This is a genomic window from Billgrantia endophytica (assembly GCF_002879615.1).
GTDB lineage: Bacteria > Pseudomonadota > Gammaproteobacteria > Pseudomonadales > Halomonadaceae > Halomonas > Halomonas endophytica.
Window position 1 is genome coordinate 16,588 of sequence record NZ_PNRF01000007.1, and the last position, 18,646, is coordinate 35,233.

General features: G+C 66.2%; 16 protein-coding genes. 15 read left to right on the forward strand and 1 reads right to left on the reverse strand.

From position 1 onward, the window contains the following. From C1H69_RS02010 to bktB, 11 genes are all read left to right on the forward strand, one after another. On the forward strand, positions 1-546 hold the full coding sequence (locus C1H69_RS02010; protein WP_102651750.1) for a VOC family protein: 546 nt from the start codon (positions 1-3) through the stop codon (positions 544-546). Further along, positions 543-1,790 (forward strand): RuBisCO large subunit C-terminal-like domain-containing protein, encoded by a 1,248-nt coding sequence (locus C1H69_RS02015; protein WP_102651751.1) that lies wholly within the window; start codon positions 543-545, stop codon positions 1,788-1,790. The genes C1H69_RS02010 and C1H69_RS02015 overlap by 4 nt, the downstream gene beginning before the upstream one ends. A 3-nt stretch (positions 1,791-1,793) precedes the next feature. After that, positions 1,794-3,011 (forward strand): four-carbon acid sugar kinase family protein, encoded by a 1,218-nt coding sequence (locus C1H69_RS02020; RefSeq protein WP_102651752.1) that lies wholly within the window; start codon positions 1,794-1,796, stop codon positions 3,009-3,011. 88 nt (positions 3,012-3,099) lie between these two features. After that, complete coding sequence (locus C1H69_RS02025; RefSeq protein WP_102651753.1) at positions 3,100-3,768, forward strand: hypothetical protein; 669 nt, start codon at positions 3,100-3,102, stop codon at positions 3,766-3,768. A gap of 254 nt (positions 3,769-4,022) precedes the next feature. Continuing rightward, the gene (locus C1H69_RS02030) at positions 4,023-4,757 is read left to right on the forward strand and encodes a metal ABC transporter ATP-binding protein (RefSeq protein ID WP_102651754.1); all 735 of its coding nucleotides are present in this window, start codon (positions 4,023-4,025) and stop codon (positions 4,755-4,757) included. Further along, entirely contained in the window at positions 4,754-5,644 is an 891-nt protein-coding gene (locus C1H69_RS02035) for a metal ABC transporter permease (RefSeq protein ID WP_102651755.1), read from the forward strand. The genes C1H69_RS02030 and C1H69_RS02035 overlap by 4 nt, the downstream gene beginning before the upstream one ends. A 38-nt stretch (positions 5,645-5,682) precedes the next feature. Further along, positions 5,683-6,660, forward strand: coding sequence for a metal ABC transporter solute-binding protein, Zn/Mn family (locus C1H69_RS02040; RefSeq protein WP_102651756.1), 978 nt, complete (start codon positions 5,683-5,685; stop codon positions 6,658-6,660). A 585-nt stretch (positions 6,661-7,245) separates the two neighbouring features. Further along, complete coding sequence (locus tag C1H69_RS02045) at positions 7,246-8,469, forward strand: ABC transporter substrate-binding protein (protein ID WP_102651757.1); 1,224 nt, start codon at positions 7,246-7,248, stop codon at positions 8,467-8,469. 30 nt (positions 8,470-8,499) lie between these two features. Beyond that, positions 8,500-10,047, forward strand: a complete 1,548-nt coding sequence (locus tag C1H69_RS02050) for a fatty acyl-CoA synthetase (protein WP_102651758.1) — start codon at positions 8,500-8,502, stop codon at positions 10,045-10,047. 2 nt (positions 10,048-10,049) lie between these two features. Continuing rightward, a complete protein-coding gene (locus tag C1H69_RS02055) occupies positions 10,050-11,210 on the forward strand; it encodes an acyl-CoA dehydrogenase family protein (RefSeq protein WP_102651759.1) in 1,161 nt (386 codons plus the stop codon). Positions 11,211-11,294: 84 nt separating this feature from the next. Further along, on the forward strand, positions 11,295-12,482 hold the full coding sequence (gene bktB / locus C1H69_RS02060) for a beta-ketothiolase BktB (protein WP_102651760.1): 1,188 nt from the start codon (positions 11,295-11,297) through the stop codon (positions 12,480-12,482). Positions 12,483-12,535: 53 nt separating this feature from the next. On the opposite strand, the gene C1H69_RS02065 is transcribed toward bktB, so the two are convergent. Next, positions 12,536-13,579: an AraC family transcriptional regulator gene (locus tag C1H69_RS02065; RefSeq protein ID WP_102651761.1), complete on the reverse strand. Its 1,044-nt coding sequence runs from the start codon at positions 13,577-13,579 to the stop codon at positions 12,536-12,538. Positions 13,580-13,652: 73 nt separating this feature from the next. On the opposite strand from C1H69_RS02065, the gene C1H69_RS02070 reads away from it, so the two are divergent. The 4 genes from C1H69_RS02070 (at position 13,653) to C1H69_RS02085 (ending at position 18,562) form a co-directional block, all read left to right on the forward strand. Then, positions 13,653-13,955, forward strand: coding sequence for a nucleotidyltransferase domain-containing protein (locus C1H69_RS02070; RefSeq protein ID WP_102651762.1), 303 nt, complete (start codon positions 13,653-13,655; stop codon positions 13,953-13,955). A gap of 218 nt (positions 13,956-14,173) precedes the next feature. Further along, positions 14,174-14,851 carry an ABC transporter ATP-binding protein gene (locus C1H69_RS02075; protein ID WP_102651763.1) on the forward strand — a complete coding sequence of 226 codons (678 nt, stop codon included), beginning with the start codon at positions 14,174-14,176 and terminating at the stop codon, positions 14,849-14,851. Between the two features lie 52 nt (positions 14,852-14,903). After that, the gene (locus tag C1H69_RS02080; protein WP_240609778.1) at positions 14,904-17,402 is read left to right on the forward strand and encodes an ABC transporter permease; all 2,499 of its coding nucleotides are present in this window, start codon (positions 14,904-14,906) and stop codon (positions 17,400-17,402) included. Beyond that, positions 17,399-18,562 carry a lipocalin-like domain-containing protein gene (locus C1H69_RS02085; RefSeq protein WP_102651765.1) on the forward strand — a complete coding sequence of 388 codons (1,164 nt, stop codon included), beginning with the start codon at positions 17,399-17,401 and terminating at the stop codon, positions 18,560-18,562. The genes C1H69_RS02080 and C1H69_RS02085 overlap by 4 nt, the downstream gene beginning before the upstream one ends. Positions 18,563-18,646 lie beyond the last annotated feature (84 nt).

The following is an 18,646-nucleotide window of genomic DNA, read 5'->3' on the forward strand; positions in this document are numbered from 1 at the left end:
ATGAGTAGATATCTCGGCGCAATCCGCCAACTGGGGTATGTGGTAACGGATATCGAAGAAGCGATGGACCATTGGTCTCGGGTCATGGGCGTCGGCCCGTTCTTCTACAATCCCCGCGTGCCGATAGAGAACTACACCTACGAAGGTCAACGGTACGACGTTCACAATTCGGTCGCCCTGGCCAACTCGGGATTCATCCAGGTCGAACTCATCCAGACCCGTAACGATACGCCTTCGATGTATCGCGACTTCCTCCAGGCAGGGCGCACCGGGCTCCAGCATGTGGCCTTCTGGACAGAAGACTACGACACCGATCTGGCCGCCATGGAAGCCCAGGGCTTCCGAGTCAAGATGAGCGGTGAGGTCGGCGAGAACGGACGTTTCGCCTATTTCGATCGTGAACACCATCCTGGCACGGTGATTGAACTCTCCGAGGTGCGTGGCCCCAAGGGCGACATGTTCCGCCTGATCCGTGAAGCCTCGCAGGGCTGGGATGGCAGCGACCCGGTCCGCCCCTTCCCTTCGCTCGATAGGGAAAGACCATGATTCGTGCCTCCTATCTGGTGGAAACCCCGCTGGACCCTCAGGTGGTAGCGGAAATGATGGCGGGGGAGCAGAGTTCGGGGACCTTCGTGCGCGTCGAGGGTGAGACAGAAGCGCTACGGGCCCGGTTCGGCGCGCATGTCGCCAAGGTTGAGGTGCTCGACGAACGCGACCAACCCAGCCTGCGCAGCGCTTACCTGGAGCGTAAGCGCGTTTCGGGTCCATGGCGCCGCGTTGCGGTGGACATCGACTACCCCGAAGAAAACGTGGGCCTCAACTTGCCCAACCTGGCGGCAACGGTGGCCGGCAATCTCTTCGATCTGGGCGAGGTGACGGGGCTGCGGCTCACCGGGCTCACCCTGCGCCCCGAGTACCGAGACCGTTACCCGCTGCCACGGCTGGGCGTGGCCGGCACACGCACGGCGCTGGGCGTTCAGGACAGGCCGCTGTTCGGCACCATTCTCAAGCCCAATATCGGTCTTTCCCCTGAGGAGACTGCCGATCTGGTCGAGCGATTGTGCGCAGCGGGAGTCGATTTCATCAAGGACGATGAAATCGCCGGCAATCATCCCCACGCTCCCGTACGCGAGCGAATCAGTGCGGTAATGGCCCGGGTGCGACGCTGGCGGCAGCACAGCGGGCGCGACGTGATGGTGGCTTTCAACATTACCGATGAAGTGGATGCCATGCGAGGCCACGCCGAGCACGTCGAAGCGGAGGGCGGCAACTGTGTGATGGCCAGTCTCAACTGGTGCGGCCTCTCGGCGATGCAGAGCCTGCGTGCTTCGACACCGCTGGCAATTCACGGTCATCGCAACGGGTTTGGTGCCTTCGCCCGCCATCCGGCACTGGGAATCGGCTTTCCCGCCTATCAGGTCCTGTATCGGCTGGCGGGAATCGACCATATGCATGTCCACGGCATGGGCGGCAAGTTTGCCGATCTGACTGAGGAAGTGGCCCATGCGGCGAAGCTTTCGCTGCAGCCACTCGGGCATTCAGACGACCGAGTGATGCCGGTGTTCTCTTCCGGGCAGTGGGCGGGCACTCTGCCGTCGACTCTGCTGGAAACCGGCAGCGCCGACTTCATGTTCCTGGCCGGCGGCGGCATTCTGGCCCATCCCGACGGAGCCGCCGCGGGGGTCAGGAGCCTGCGCGAGGCCTGGGAAGCCATACAGGCAGGCGAACCGCTGGCAACCCCCGGACGCCCGGCACTTGCTGCCGCACTCGACTTTTTCGGAGCATGCTAGGACATGCGCTACGTATTCGTTGCAGATGACTTCACCGGGGCGTCCGATACGCTCGCCACCCTGAGCCGGGCGGGCTTGCGAACCCGGCTCTATCTGGCCCCTCCCACCCCGGAAGAGGTACGCGACCTCGACGCCTTCGGCATCGCTACTGCGGCTCGCAGCATGGAACGAACTGCCCTGGCCGGCACCATGTGTCACATCGCTGAAGCCCTGAAACCCCATGCGCCAGAAATCATTCATCTCAAGGTCTGTTCCACCTTCGACAGCAGCACTGCCATTGGCAACATTGCCACTGCCATGAACGTGTTGGCCGAAGGCCTGCACCCTGCCACCACGGTCATCCTGGGGGGGCAACCAAGCCTTGGCCGTTACTGCCTGTTCGGCAACCTGTTTGCCAGGGGAGCCGATGGCAATGTCCATAGAATCGACCGCCACCCCGTCATGCAGGACCATCCCGTCACCCCAATGCACGAAGCGGACTTGCGTCGCCATTTCGCCACCTTGGGGCTGCCTAGCCTGGCGCTGCTTGATCTCCTGGCGCTGCGCAGCGGCGAGCCATTGTCATTGCCCAGCAACCCGGTGCTCTGCGACATATTGGACGAAAGCGACCAGCAAGCGCTCAAGGATCGGCTGAGGGAGTCACCGTTTCCCCAACTCTGGGTTGGGCCCAGCAGCGTGGCCGAGACATGCTTTCCCGTTGCTGCTCGGCCTCCGCTGCCGGACACCTTACCCGGGCCCCTGCTGATATTTGTCGGTAGCCGCTCGCCCATGACCGCCACCCAGGTCATGACAGCCACCGGGTTTGCCAAAGTCGCCATTCCCGCCGGCTCCCTCGCGCATCGACCCGACGTACCCTATCGACAGATTCGCCAGCTCCTGAGCTCGGGCAATCATGTGCTGGCGGTGCTCGACGGGGACCTGGGCCACGGCCTGGCGCCTGCAGGCATGGCACAGCGCTCCGCCGATCTGCTGGCCCACCTGATGGCCGAACGTACGGCTGGCACGGTGCTGATTGCGGGCGGCGATACCTCCAGCCTGGCCATCCACACCCTCGCCCCATGCAGCATCGACTATACGGGGCAGCTATCACCGGGCGTCGCCATCTGTCGCGCACACTTCACGGATGGCAAACGGTTACCCATCATCCTCAAGGGCGGCCAGATGGGTGACGTCGACTTGTTCGACAAGGTTAGAGCCATGGTCCGGCAGGACCCACTATGATATGACGACCGGCCCGGCTTGTTGCCAAGGTAAAGGTGAGCGCCAACCGGCTGTGCTAGGCTCGTTTCGCCCACCCATGGAGACCATCATGCCTCGGTACCGACTCTTCGCCTGCCTGCCCGCCCTGCTGCTGGGCATCGCCCTTGCCGCGCCCGCCCTCGCCCAGCAGCCCGGCCAGGAGTTCCAGGCCTACGAGGACGCCCTGGCCCGGGGCGAGCAGCACGCCAACTACTGGCAATACGGCTGGGCGGGGGTGTATGCCACTACCCTGGCGGTGAACGCCTACCAGGCCAGCGAGGCGAGCAGCCGTGATGACCGCTACGACGCCCGGGTGGGCGTGGTGAAGTCGGCCCTGGCGCTGGGCGGTACCCTGCTCGATCGCCAGCCGCATCCGGCGGCCTACCGCGAGCTGCGCGAGGGCGATGGCAATATCGACAGCGCCCGCAGGCTGATGCAGTCGGTTGCCGAGGAAGAACGCCGTCGCCGCAGCCTGGAGGCTCGTCTCGGCTCGCTGCTGGTGAACACGGCCTCGGGGCTGCTGATCGGGGTGGGCGACGGCCGCAGCCGCGACGGGGCGATCAATTTCGCCACCGGCATGCTGATCAGCGAACTGCAGCTGCAAACCCAACCGCGCCAGGCCACGGCGGCGGTCAATCGCTTCCAGCCGGCCCGGGTATCCATCGGCGACCTGCACCTGGAAGGCGAATACGCCCTGATGGTCACCCCGAACCAGGTGGGGGTTGTGCTGCGTTACTGAATGCCGCGATCCGAGTCACGAAAAACGATGATTCCTCTCCCCGTTCGCCCTCTTTTTTGTTATGTTATATCTTACTCTATGCACCGAAAGGGCCACTCCATGGCACACCGCTCACACTCGCATCGGCACCGCCAGGAAGGGCCGTGCCACTTCTCGCTGATGTCACTCTCCGCCACCCGCCGCCTGGCGCTCGTCGCCGTACCGCTGGGAGTACTCTGGCTCGCCGTTTCCTGGGCAACGGGATGGTGGGGCTGATGTCACAGGAGGCCCCCTCACGCCTGCGGCTGCACGACCTGCAGCTTGCCCAGGCGAACCGGACCGTACTCGAGCACGTGGATGGCCGTTTCCGCGACGGTGCCACCACCGCCCTGATCGGCGCCAACGGCACCGGCAAGAGCACGCTGATCCAGGGGATCATGGGAATGCTCAAGCCAGTCGCCGGCCGCGTGGAATGCACCGTTCCCCGGGAACGCCGCGCCTGGCTGCCCCAGCAGCTGGCGCTCGACCTGACCTTCCCCATGAGCGTGGAAGAGCTGGTGATGACCGGCAGCTGGCCCAGCCATGGTGCTCACAAGGGCTACTGTGCGCATCACTACCGTCGCGGCCGTGAGGTCATGGCCCGCCTGGGCATTTCACACCTGGCACACCGGCCGCTGGGCGAGCTCTCCGGTGGACAGCGCCAACGCGCCCTGATCGGCCGCACCCTGATGCAAGAGGCCGAGCTGCTGCTGCTCGACGAGCCCTTCGCCAACGTGGACACGGAAACCGTCGATGTCCTGATGACGGTGCTGCGCGACATGGCCGCCAGCGGCGTCACGCTGATCGTGGTGCTGCATGACATGGAACAACTGTCACGCCTTGCCGACGAAGCCGTGGTTCTCGCCAACGGCCACGCGCACTGGACCTCGCCCCAGACCATCCTCCAGGGCCAGATCTCCGTGGCGTCGGCCGCCACCCTGTCACTTGGCATGCCCGGAGTCAGCGCATGATCGAACTGCTGCATGAGTGGCTGGTGGCACCCTTCGATTATGGCTTCATGCGCCGGGCCGCGGTGGGTGGCCTTGCCCTGTCACTGGCGGCTCCGCCCATGGGCGTGTTCCTGATGCTGCGTGGCATGAGCCTGATCGGCGATGCCATGGCCCATGCCATCCTGCCCGGCGTGGCGCTGGGGTTCCTGCTCGCCGGGTTCTCGCTGCCGGCCATGAGCCTGGGCGGCATTCTCTCGGGGCTGCTGGTGGCAATGCTGGCCGGCAGCGTGTCCCAGATGACCGGTCACCGGGAAGACTCCGCCATGGCCAGTTTCTTCCTGATCTCGCTGGCTGCCGGGGTCATGCTCGTCTCGCTGGGCGGCAGCAGCGTCGACCTGACCCATGTGCTGTTCGGCTCGATTCTGGCCGTGAACTCTACCGCCCTGATCCTGATCGCGGCGATCAGCAGCGTGATCGTCATCACCCTGGCGCTCATCTTCCGCGCTCTGGTAGTGGAGTGCCTGGACCCGCTGTTCCTGCGCGGCCAAGGCACGCATGGCGGCCTGGTGCACGGCATCTTCCTCGGCCTGGTGGTGCTCAACCTGACCGCCGGTTTCCAGACCCTGGGCACGCTGATGGCGGTTGGTTTGATGATGCTGCCGGCCACCACCGCGCGTTTCTGGAGCAAACGCCTGGAAGGGCTGATCGGCATTGCCGTCGTGCTGGCCATGGTCGCCAGCACCGGCGGGCTGCTGCTGTCGTACCACCTCAGCATTCCCTCGGGCCCCGCCATCATCCTGCTGGCTGGCGTGGGCTACATGTTGTCCGCCCTGTTCGGGCGCCACCACAGCCTGCTCGCTCGCCTGCGCCGCCATGCGGCACCGCTGGGCGCCCCCGAACCTCACTGACTCTGCACACCACTGACAACAGACCAAGGAATCGTCGCATGCGTACCATCAAGCCCACCGCCCTGGCGATTGGCGCCGCGGCCATGCTGGCCCTGCCGGCCGCCATCGCCGCCGAGCGTGTACAGGTCGTCACCAGCTTCAGCATTCTGGCCGATATGGTGCAGAACGTCGGCGGCGAGCACGTCGAAGTGACCTCGCTGGTCGGCCCCGATGGTGACGCTCACGTTTTCTCACCCAGCCCCCGCGATGCGCGTGCCCTGGCCGATGCGGACCTGGTGGTATTCAACGGGCTGCTGTTCGAGGGCTGGATGGAGCGTCTGATCGATTCCAGCGACTATGCCGGCCCGTTGGTGACCACCACCGACGACATCGACACGCTGGATCATCATGGCCACGAGCATGACCAGGCTCACAGCCATGACCACGACGATCACGGCCACGACCATGGCGAGCACGACCCCCATGCCTGGCAGGACCTGGCCATGGGCCAGGTATACGTCGGCAATATCCTCGCAGGGCTGATCGAAGCCGACCCGGACAACGAAGCCGCCTACCGCGAGAATGCCGAGCGCTACATCAACGAGATACAGGCCACCGATGACGAGATTCGCCAGTTGATCGGCGAGATCCCCGCCTCCACCAGCGTGATCACCGGCCATGATTCCTTCGGCTACTTCGCCAACGCCTATGGAGTGCGCTTCCTGTCGCCGGTGGGGCTCTCCACCGAAGCCGAGCCCAGCGCCGCGGATATGGCACGGTTGATCGACGTGATTCGTGAACAGAACGTCAAGGCCCTGTTCCACGAGAACATGACCAGCCCGGCGATCATCAATCAGCTGTCGGAAGAGACCGGCCTGCCCGTCGCCGGTACGCTCTACGCCGATGCCCTGTCAGCGGAAGGCGAAGCGAGCACCTATCTGGGCATGATGCGTCACAACGCCCGAACCCTGCACGATGCCCTGGCCGAGCATGGCAATGGCGACCATGGCCACGATGATCATGGACATAGCCACTGATCGACGACATGGGTCAAGCACAAAGTATGATTCATCAACAAGCAGGGGCGCCTTGGGCGGCCCTGCTCTTTCTGGCTTCCCGCCACCTTTTCGCCTTGGCCGACAAGGCAAGCCGCCACGTGCCGATACAAGACAGCTGAATGTACCGTTGGCACGATCCGTAACCCCTCCCTCTGACACCCATTCGCAACGAACCTGGCATTAGCACTCAATCAACTGTTTTAACAGTAAATTTCTTAGAAACACATGAATGAACGCCCCCGATCAGTGCTAAAACTAAAGTATTAACTGCAATGCAATATAAAAAGAATGGCACGAAATGCAAAAATTGTGGCGCGATACGTAAAATCACCCGCTGGGATTCCTCCTACCATGAGTTGGCGCCAGGTGCCGACGGCTAGCTCCACTCGCGGCCAGCCGGTTCCTTGCCCATAACCGTCCGCAAAGCTATTCACTGAGTTATCCACAAGCCAAGCACTCATAGGCCCTGCCACTTACGCATGACCGGGTGCAGCGGGCGTGAAGAAACAGAGCAGCTATCGAACAACAGCTGACCGAGACAACAACAACACACAAGGCAATAGTATGAACGCTAGCCACCGCTTCGCCATGGGCGCCCTCGCCGCCTCCGTCATGCTCGCCGGCCAGGCCGGCGCTTCCGAGATCACCGACAACGAGATCCGCATCGGCTATCTGGCCGACATGTCGGGTGTCTATCGCGACCCTATCGGGCCGCTTGGCCTGGATGCCATCCAGATGGCCATCGACGAAGTGGGCGGCAGCGTCCACGGTGCCGAGGTCGTGGTATTCAGCGCCGACGACCGCAACAGCGCCGATGTCGGCTCCAGCGTGGTGCGTGAATGGATCGACGAGCGCAACGTGGACATGGTGACCGGCCTGGTGGCCTCATCGGTCACCCTGGCCGCGATCAAGCTGATAGAGGAGGAAAACCGCCTGGGGCTGGTCAATGGCGCGGTCTCCTCCGGGGTCACCAACGAGAGCTGTTCGCCCAACCATATCCACTGGGTCTACGACACCTGGGCCATGTCCAACGGCACCGCCAAGGCGATCACCCAGGAGGGCAACCACAGCTGGTACCTGCTCAGCGCCGACTACTCCTTCGGGCATGCCCTGGAAGGCGACGTGGAGCGCGTGGTGGCCGAGAATGGCGGCACCGTTGTCGGCAAGGCGCGCCACCCCTTCCCCAGCACCGACTTCTCCTCCTTCATGCTGCAGGCCCAGGCTTCAGGCGCCGACGTGATCGCGCTCAACAATGCCGGTGCGGACACCATCAACGCCATTACCACCGCCGGCGAGTTCGGCATTACCCAGGCGGGCCAGATCCTGGCCGGCATGGTGCTGTTCAGCACCGACATCCGCAGCATCGGCCTCGAGGTCGCCCAGGGCCTGCAGTTCACCAAGGCCTGGTACTACGACATGAACGACGAGGCCCGTGCCTGGGCCGAGCGCTTCCGCGAGCGTACCGGCAGCATGCCCACCATGGTGCACGCCGGGCTCTACTCCAGCACGCTGCATTACCTCCAGGCCATCGAGGCCATCGGCACCGACGAGGCCCAGGCAGTGCGCCGGCAGATGGCAGACACCCCGGTCAACGATATCTTCGCCACCAACGGCTACATCCGCGAGGACGGTCGCATGGTCCACGACATGTACCTGGTCGAGGTCAAGACGCCGGAAGCGTCCCAGGACGAAGACGACCTCTTCGAGATCGTGCGTACCATTCCGGCCGAAGAAGCCTTCCGTCCGCTTGCGGAAAGCCAGTGCCACCTGGTCGACAACGGCGCCTGACTGCGCTCAGACAATGACAAGGGAATTCACATGAGCCACTCACAGCACAAGATTCAGCAGAACACCATCGGTACCGCGCTGAGCCGGAGTGCCCGCAAGCACGGCGGCAAGCTCGCGCTGGCCTTCGGCAGCCGCCGCTGGACCCATGCCGAACTGAACCTGGCGGTGAGCCGCGTCGCCAACCGGCTCCTTGCAGAAGGCCTCGCGCCCGGCGACCGTCTGGCGGTGTACGGCAAGAACTCCGACGCCTACGTGATCGCCTGGCTGGCCGCCACCCGAGCCGGCCTGGTCCATGTACCGATCAACTTTGCCCTGAGCGGCGACGAGCTGCGCTACATCCTCGAACAGTCCGGTGCCGCCGGCCTGCTCAGCGACCGCGCCCTGGCCGATAACGTCAGCGCCGCGGCCCAGGGGCTGGAGCTGACCCTCTCCGCCACACTGTACGCCGACGAAGCGCAGGGCTTCGACGTGCTGCAGACGGCCCTGTCGGATGCCGATGCCCGCGAGCCGGACGTCGCCATCGACGGCACGAGCCTGGCCCAGTTGCTCTACACCTCTGGCACCACGGCGGCACCCAAGGCCGCCATGATGACCCACCAGGCACTGCTGGCCGAGTACATGGCCTGCATGGTGGAGCTCGACATCAAGGGCGACGAGCCGATGCTGGCGGCGCTGCCGCTCTACCACTCGGCGCAGATGCACGTGTTCCTGATGCCGGCCCTGCTGCTCGGCGCCCCGGTGCATCTGCGCGAAGCGCCACTGCCCGACGACTGCCTGGCGCAGCTCGCCAGTGAAGACATCGTTTCCTTCTTCGCCCCGCCCACGGTGTGGATCGGCCTGCTGCGCCATCCGGACTTCAGCAGGCACGACCTGGGTCGACTGAAGAAAGCCTACTACGGTGCCTCGATCATGCCGGTGCCGGTGGTGGAGGAACTGCAGCAGCGCATTCCCGGTGTAGGCCTCTACAACTGCTATGGCCAGAGCGAAATCGCCCCGCTCGCCACCGTGCTGCGCCCCGAGGAGCACGCCGAGCGTCCGGCCTCGGCGGGGAGACCCATCCTCACGGTGGAGACCCGCATCGTCGACCTGGAGATGAACGACGTGCCGCCCGGCGAGCACGGCGAGATCGTGCACCGCTCGCCCCAGCTGCTCACCGGCTACTGGGACAAGCCGGGCATGACGGAAGAGGCCTTCGCCGGCGGCTGGTTCCACTCCGGCGACGTGGGCTATGTCGATGACGAGGGCTATCTCTACATCGTCGACCGCATCAAGGACGTCATCAACACCGGGGGCATCGTGGTCGCCAGCCGCGAGGTCGAGGAGGCGCTGTTCAAGCACGACGCCGTTTCCGAAGTGGCCGTGGTGGGCCTGCCCGACGACAAGTGGATCGAGGCGATCACCGCCGTGGTGGTGCTCAAGGAGGGACGCGAGGCAAGCGAGGAAGAGCTGATCGCCCATTCCAGGAAGCTGATGGCACCCTACAAGGTACCCAAGCAGATCCTCTTCGCCGACAGCCTGCCCAAGAGCACCGCCGGGAAAATCCTCAAGCGCCATCTGAGAAAGGAGTTGCAGGCCTGACCATGAGCACATCCGATGACGACGTGACAGCTCTGTTCCATGACATGATCCGCCGCTGCCTGGAGCAGGAAGTCGCGCCCCACTACGAGGAATGGGAGGCCTTGGGCGAGATGCCGCGTTCCCTGTGGCAGCGGCTCGGCGAGGCCGGGCTGCTGGGCATCGACCTGCCGCAAGAACAAGGCGGCGCGGGAGCCGACTTCGCCATCACCCAGTTCGCCCTGGAGGAGATCTCGCGGCAGGGCTTCGGCGGGCTGGCCAGCGCCTACAACATCCACGCCAATATCGTCATGCCCTACCTGCTACACATCGCCTCGCCCGAGCAGCAGCAGCGCTGGCTGCCGGCCATGGCCAGGGGTGAGGCGATAGGCGCCATCGCCATGACCGAGCCCAATGCGGGCAGCGATCTGGCGGCGATGACGACACGTGCCAGCCGCACCGAGGACGGCTGGCAGCTCGACGGCGCCAAGATCTTCATCACCAACGGCCAGGTGGCGGACCTGGCGATCGTCTGCGCCAAGACCGATTCGAGCGCCGGCGCCAAGGGGGTGTCGCTGTTCCTGGTGGACACCTCGCTGCCGGGCTTCACCCGGGGCAAGCCGATCAAGAAGATCGGCCAGCACGCCAGCGATACCGCCGAGCTGTTCTTCGACCGGCTGCGGCTGCCCGCCGATGCTCTGCTTGGCGACGAGGGCGCCGGCTTCCGCTACCTGATGCAGGAGCTGCCCCGTGAACGTCTCGGGGTGGGCGCCCAGGCCCTGGGCGCCATGGAGGGGGCCCTGGCGCTGACCCTGGACTACGTCAAGGAACGCCGCGCCTTCGGCCAGGCGGTGGGCGACTTCCAGAACACCCGCTTCACTCTGGCCGAAGTGCGCGCGCAGATCGACATGGGCCGGGCCTACTTCGAGCACTGCGTGGCGAAGTACCGCCGCGGCGAGATGAGCAGCACCGACGCCGCCATTCTCAAGCTCCAGCTCAGCGAGATGCAGTGCCGCACCATCGATGCCTGCCTGCAGCTCTTCGGCGGCTATGGGTATACCCGGGAGTATCCGATCTCGCGTTTCTACATGGATGCCCGGATCCAGACCATCTACGCCGGCACCTCGGAAATCATGAAGGAAGTGATCGCGCGCTCGCTACTCGGCAGGGGCGCCACGCCGGCCTGATGCGTGGCGTTGACCTTCCTCCTTCGACGTTGAACCTCGCCGGCCAGGCGGTCGGCCCCGAATCCGGATTTCAGGAGACACCACATGCTGTTCGACTCAGTCGTCATTCTCGACGGCGCCCGCACCGCCATCGGCAGCTTCGGCGGCAGCCTGGCCGGCCTCGCTCCCCATGAGATGGGCGGCATCACCGCCCGCGAGGCGATCCAGCGTGCCGGCATCGAGGCCGAGGCGATCGACCATTCGGTGTACGGCCACATCATCACCACCGGCCCCCAGGATGCCTACCTGGCCCGCCATATCGCCCTGGACGCCGGCGTGCCTGATGGGGCAGCGGCCTTCAACGTCAACCGCCTGTGCGGCTCCGGCGTGCAGGCGCTGCTCTCCGCCGCCCAGCAGATCGCCCTGGGCGACAGCCGCTTCGCCCTGGCCGGGGGCGCGGAATCGATGAGTCGTGGCGCCTACCTGCTGCCGCCCCAGGCCCGCCATGGCCTGCGCATGGGTCACGCCCAGGTGACCGACCTCACCCTGGGCATCCTCAGCGACCCCTTCGGCAGCGGCCACATGGGCGTTACCGCCGAGAACATCGCCAGCCGCTTCGGCCTGACCCGCGAGGAAGTGGACCAGTTCGCCCTGGAGAGCCACCGCAAGGCCGCCCGCGCCATCGACGAGGGGCGCTTCGATGGCCAGATCGTGCCGGTCACCGTCAGGCAGGGCCGCGATGAACGTCTCTTCGCGCGGGACGAGCATGTTCGCGACGGCGTTACCCTGGCCGACCTGGCCAGGCTCAAACCCGCGTTCCAGAGGGAGGGGCTGGTCACCGCCGGCAACGCCTCCGGCCTCAACGACGGTGCCGCCTCCCTGGTGCTGGCCCAGGCCGACGAGGCCAGCCGGTGCCACCTGACGCCCCGGGCGCGAATCGTCGCCGGCACGGTCGCCGGGGTCGAGCCGTCGCTGATGGGGCTGGGGCCGATACCCGCGGTGAAACGCTGCCTGGCCCAGGCCGGGCTCACCATCGGTGATATCGACGTGATCGAATCCAACGAGGCCTTCGCCGCCCAGGCCATGGCGGTGGCCCGTGAGCTCGACTTCCCCGCCGGGCGCCTGAACCCCAACGGTGGCGCCGTGGGCCTTGGCCATCCGGTCGGCGCCACCGGCGCCATCCTGGTGCTCAAGGCTCTGGCCGAACTGGAGCGCACCGGCGGTCGCTACGGGCTGATCACCCTGTGCATCGGAGGCGGGCAGGGTATCGCCCTGTTGATCGAGCGCTGCTGAGCAGTGTCCATGACTGCAGGCGTTCCTTCGGAAGTTCGTCGACCAGGGAAAGATCAGAGGGCTGCACGCCCGCGTCCCGGGTCGATCCAGTCGGTCGGCAGCAACAGCGCCCGCCGATAGGCGGCGGGCGAGTTGCCGGTCCAGGCCTTGAAGGCACGGCTGAAACAGGCCAGATCCTCGAAGCCCAGGTCATCGGAAATACCGAGCAGTGGCCGCTCGGTACGGGTCAGCGCCTGGACGGCGAAGTCGCGGCGAAACTCATCCTTCACCGCCTGAAAGTGGGTGCCTTCGGCGGCCAACCGCCGGGACAGGGTTCTCACCGACATGTGCAGCGCGGCGGCCACGTCTTTCACCGACCCCGACGAGGAAAGATTGCGCGACAGGTGCTCGCGCACCCGGTGCGAGACCAGGCGATCCTCGAAGGAGACGTAGAACCAGTCGGCGGGAGCCCGGCGCAGAAACGCCCCCAGGTGCTTCTTGGTCTGGCGGATCGGCTGATCCAGCAGGGCTCGGTCGATGTACATGGCGGTCTCGGGGCGGTCGAAGAGCACCTTGCCGGGATAGAAATAGAGATAATCGGCGCTGTGGGCCGGCTGGGAGTAGGCGCACTCCATCATGATCGGTGGAATCTTGCGAGCGATCATCCACGAACTGATGCCATGGAAGAGCTTGAGCATCAGCTCGTGCACGAGGATGCGGCTGCCCGACGGCGGTCGATGTTCCACCAGCGCCACCCGCGCCAGATCGCCCTCGATGGTGTACTCATAGCCGAAGTCATCCAGCACGATGCGGAAGAACAGCGTGTAGCGATGCAGTGCCACCTTCAGCGTCGGCGCCTCCAGCACGCTCAGACAGAGCAGCTTGAGCGTGCCGCCCCGCAGCGGCCGTGCAAAGAATCCCGGCGTCTCGTCATCGTATTCGTTCACCAGCAGCCTATAGAGCATGGCGAACTGCTCCACGGTCACCCGCCCATGGGGGGCATCGAGCAGGAACGGCGAGATGCCGGCGCGGGCGAGATAGGTCTCGCGGGCCGCCTCGCTCTCGGGCAGCCCGTGGAACAGCTCGTTGACGAAATGCATGGATACCGTAACGGACAAGGCTGGTTCACCTTCAAGCGTTATATTGCACAATAATGCTAGACTCATCATGCCATTGATGGAGCATGTCGCAATGCGCCTGACGCATGAACAAATCCACACCATTCTTACGACTGTCCGCGGAATCGTTGGGAGCAACGTCGAAGTGCGGCTGTTCGGCTCGCGTCTGGATGACAACCGCAAGGGCGGCGATCTCGACCTATTGCTCATCTCGCCAATCCCTCTGCCACGCCTGGCCCTGGCCGAGATCAAGGGAAAGCTCGAAGAGAGACTTTACCTGCCTGTGGATCTACTGGCCTACTCGCGGGACAGAACTCCTTCACCTTTCCAGGCCATCGCCCTCATCCAGGGCTGCCCATTAGAAGAGGCTGCATGACTACGCCACGGACTACAGTGAAGTCGCCGAGCATTTCAATCTGCTCCATGAGTTCAGCGACATGCTGTTCCAGACGGCACGTAGGCTGCTTGACATCTGCCATGACCTGATCGGGATTCAACCGGTTTCATCCGACTTTTCAGACGAGTTCGAGCGCATCTTCGCCTAGGCAGCCCGCTTGTGGGACGATAAGCGCTTTCCTCAGGAAAGGCTCGGTCATGCTCGAATTCCGCCAGGTGCACAAGACCTACGCCACCCCCCAGGGTCCGTTGACGGTGCTGGGTGGCATCGATCTGCGGCTTGGCGCCGGGGAGAGCCTGGCGCTGATGGGGGAGTCGGGCAGCGGCAAGTCGACCCTGCTGCACCTGGCTGCGGGCCTCGACCGGCCGGATGCCGGCGAAGTGGAAGTCGCCGGCAAGGTGATCTCGTCCCTGAACGATCCCGCCCGGGCCCGGCTGCGCCGCGAGACCCTGGGCCTGGTGTTCCAACAGTTTCACCTGGTGCCCAGCCTGAACGTTCGGGACAACCTGCGCCTGCAGGCCAGGCTGGCCAGGCGAGACGACATCGAATGGGCGGGCCATCTCATTGAACGGCTCGGCCTGGCCGGCCTGGAAACGCGCTATCCGGAGCAGCTCTCCGGGGGTCAGCAGCAGCGGCTCGCCATCGGCCGGGCACTCGCGCCCCGCCCCGCCCTGCTGCTGGCCGACGAACCCACCGGCAACCTGGACGAAACCAGCGCCGGCGAAGTGCTGAGCCTGTTGCTGGCCCTGGTGAGCGAAGCCGGCAGCGCCCTGCTGGTGGTGACCCATAGCCCGCAGGTGGCCGCACCGCTGGACCGCTGCCTCAGGCTGACCCATGGCCAACTGGTGCCGGCCTACACGAGGGAGAAAGCCTGATGGGAACCGCCCCATGTCGTATGAAAAGTGTTGCCGAACGCAGGCAGTTGTCGTGCACGGCCTAGCCACCCTGCTTTCCCACTACCGCCGCCACCCCGGCCAGCTGGCCATGCTGCTTCTCGGCCTGTGGGTGGCCAGCGCCCTGTGGAGCGGCGTGCAGGCGATCAACGCCTCGGCCCGCGACAGCTACGCCCGCGCCGAGGCGCTGTTCACCACCGGACTGGACCGCCTGGAGCGCCGCGACGGCCAGGCATTGACCCTGAACGACTACCTGCGGCTGCGCCGGGCGGGCCTGCCGGTCTCGCCGCTGCTGGAAGGCCATCTGGAAGCCCCCGACGGCACCCGACTGACCGTGATCGGTATCGATCCCTTCACGCTGCCCGGCGACAGCCCCTTCGCGACCGCCGGCAGCACCGGCGAGCTGACCGACTTCCTCACGCCACCCTGGCAGACCCGCCTGGCCCCGGACACGCTGACGGCTCTGGGCGTAATGGATCGCCGGGCCCGAGGGGCCGGGCCTCGCCTGGCCGACGGCCGGCGGCTGCCGCCCCTGGTGCTGGCGCCTTCACTGCCTCCCGATACCCTGGTGATGGATATCGCCGCGGCGGCGGTACTGCTCGACAGCGGCGAGAGGCTGTCGAGAATGGTCGCCGCCCCCGACTCACTGGCCGAAGCCCCGGAGGGGCTGGTGCTGACCCGGGCGGCAACGCTGGTCTCTCCGGGACAGCTCACCGAGAGTTTCCACCTCAATCTCACCGCCATGGCGCTATTGGCGCTGGTGGTGGGGCTGTTCATCGTCCAGGCGGCACTGGGCCTGGCACTGGAGCAGCGCCTGGCCATGCTGCGCACGCTGCGGGCGCTGGGCGTCTCGGGGCGAAGCCTGGTGGGGCTGCTGACACTGGAGCTGTTGCTGCTGGGCCTCGTCGGTGCACTGGCCGGTATCGTCAGCGGCGTGTGGCTGGCCCGACTGCTGCTGCCGGACGTGGCCGCCACCCTGGGCAGCCTCTACGGTGCCGGGGTGACCGCCGAGCTCAATCTTCCCTGGCACTACTGGGTCGGCGGGGTCGCCGTCACCCTGGGCGGGCTGTTCCTGGCCGGGGCCGGGGTACTGTGGCGCGCCGCCCGGCTCAGCGTGCTGGGGCTTGGCCAGTCCCAGGCCTGGCGGGCGGGCTTCCGGCGCCAGCTTCGGTTCATGCGACTGGCTGGCGCCCTGGTGGCCCTGGCCGGGCTGGCGCTCTGGGCCTGGCTCGCGAGGCAGCCCCCGGGGGAAGGGCTACTGGCCGGTTTCGGGCTGATGGCGGCCCTGCTGCTGGCAAGCGCCCTGTGGCTGTCGCCGCTGCTGGCGGCCCTTCTCGCGGGGCTGGAAAAACTGGCGCACCGCCGGCCGCTGACCCAGTGGGCACTGGCCGACCTGCAGCTCCAGTTGCCGCGGCTTTCGCTCGCCATGATGGCACTGCTGATCGCGCTTTCCGCCAACCTGGGGGTGAGCAGCATGGTCGGCGGCTTCCGCCTCACCTTCCTCGACTGGCTGGACCAGCGCCTGGTGGCAGACCTCTACCTGCGCCCACCGGCGGAACGGTTCGAGGAGATCGATGCCTGGCTCGCCGAACGAGCCGAGGTAGCCGAACGGCTGCCCACCCGCCGCACCGAGGCCACCCTGCTCGAGGTCGAACGCGAGGGGCTCACCAGGGAGCTGGCGCTGCCGACCAGCCTTTACGGCATCACCCCCGGCAAGGCGCTGATGCCGAGCTGGCCGCTGCTGGCCACCCTCGCGGGCCGCGAGGCCGCCTGGCAGGCCTTCCGCGAAGGCGAGGCCTTCATCAACGAACAGTTGGCCATCAGCGAGGGACTGGCCCCGGGCGACCGGCTCATCCTGGGTGCCCCCCAGGGGCGGGAAGGCGTGACAGTGGCCGCGGTCTATCCCGACTACGGCAATACCCGTGGGGAAGTGCTGCTGGCCACTCCGCAACTGACCAGCCGCTTCGGCGCGCCACCGGGCTCCATCGGCATCGTACTGACGGCAGGCACCGACGACGCGGCCCTGGGCCAGGCACTGACCCGGCGCTTCGGCCTGGGCGGCGACAGCCTGGTGGACCAGCGCGAGGTGAAGCGCATCGCCACCGGCATCTTCGAGCGCACCTTCACCATCACCCGGGCGCTGAGTGCCCTGACCCTGGGGGTGGCGGCCCTGGCGCTGCTGGCCAGCCTGCTCGCCCAGGCCCGGGAACGGCGTCGCCGGCTGGCGCCACTGTGGGCGCTGGGAGTGCCCCGGGCCCAACTGATCGGGGTGCAATTGGGCCAGCTCGGCGGTGCAGCCTTCGTGACCGGCGCCCTGGCGATACCGCTGGGGATCGTCCTCGCCCTGGGGCTGGTGGAGGTAATCAACGTCGCCGCCTTCGGCTGGCGCCTGCCGCTGTTCCTGTTCCCGGAAGAGATATTGCTTACCCTGGCCACCGCCGTGGCGGTCGCCCTGCTGGCGACGGCCCTGCCTGCCATCACGCTGTGGCGCACCCCACCCCGGGCGCTGCTGGCCGAGGAGGCGAATTCATGAACGTCACCAAGCGGGTCGCGACGATACTGGTACTGCTGTGGGTGGCCGGCTGCGAAGGCGAGCGGAGTGATTCGGGGCCCGGCGAACCTGCCGGCTTTGCCGGGTTGGGTGAGGAGGCCGGCGACTTCGCCCAGGCTCATGCCGGCATCGAGCTTCGCTTTCCCGAGGACCACGGCGCCCACCCCGACTACCGCATCGAGTGGTGGTATCTCACCGCCAATCTGGAGGACGAGCAGGGCGAACCGCTTGGCGTGCAATGGACCCTGTTTCGCCAGGCGGTGACGCCCCCGGAAGCGCGCCCCGAGCCCACTCCCTGGGCTGCGGACCAGCTGTGGATGGCGCATATGGCGGTGTCCCGGGGGGAGACCCACCGGGTGGCGGAGCGCTTCGCCAGGAGCCACTCGGCCGACGAGCGCAACGATCGGGGCGGCCAGGCCGGGGTGCAGGCGCAACCGTTCCAGGCCTGGATCGACGACTGGCAGCTAGCCAGCCGCGTCGAGGCGCCCGAGGCGGACACCTTCGAACGGCTGACGCTCACCTCGCACCATGCCGATGAACAGGGCGGCTTCGGCTACGACCTGAGGCTTGCGGCCGACGGGCCGCTGGTACGGCATGGAGAGAACGGCTTCAGCCAGAAATCCGCCGACGGACAGGGCTCGATGTACTACAGCCAGCCCTTCTGGCACATCGAAGGGAGTGTCACCCTGGACGGTGAAACCCGCGCGGTGAGCGGCCGCGGCTGGCTCGACCGGGAGTGGAGCAGCCAGTTGCTGGGCCCGGAGCAGCGCGGCTGGGACTGGTTCTCGCTGCACCTGGCCGACGGCCACAAGCTGATGGCCTTCCAACTGCGCGGTGGCGGTGAAGACGGCGGCGACTACCGCTCCGGCAGCTGGATCACCCCGCGGGGCGACGCAACGGCTCTGGCTCCCGATGAGCTTCGCATGACGCCGCTCGATACCCGCGAGGCGACAGGTCGTGAGGTCCCCATCCGCTGGCGCCTCGAAGTGCCGCGGGTCGACCTCGACCTGATCGTCGAGGCACCCCATGCCGAGCGCTGGATGGACACCTCGGTGCCCTACTGGGAAGGCGAAGTCATCGCCTTCGATCCCGCCAGCGGCGAGGCGCTGGGCGAGGGGTACCTGGAGATGACCGGCTACTGAGCCTGGCATTGCCCATGACCGACGACCCTCGGCCATACTGCGTTACCGATCGTCGCCTTGCCTCAACGTCGGTTCGCCGATTTT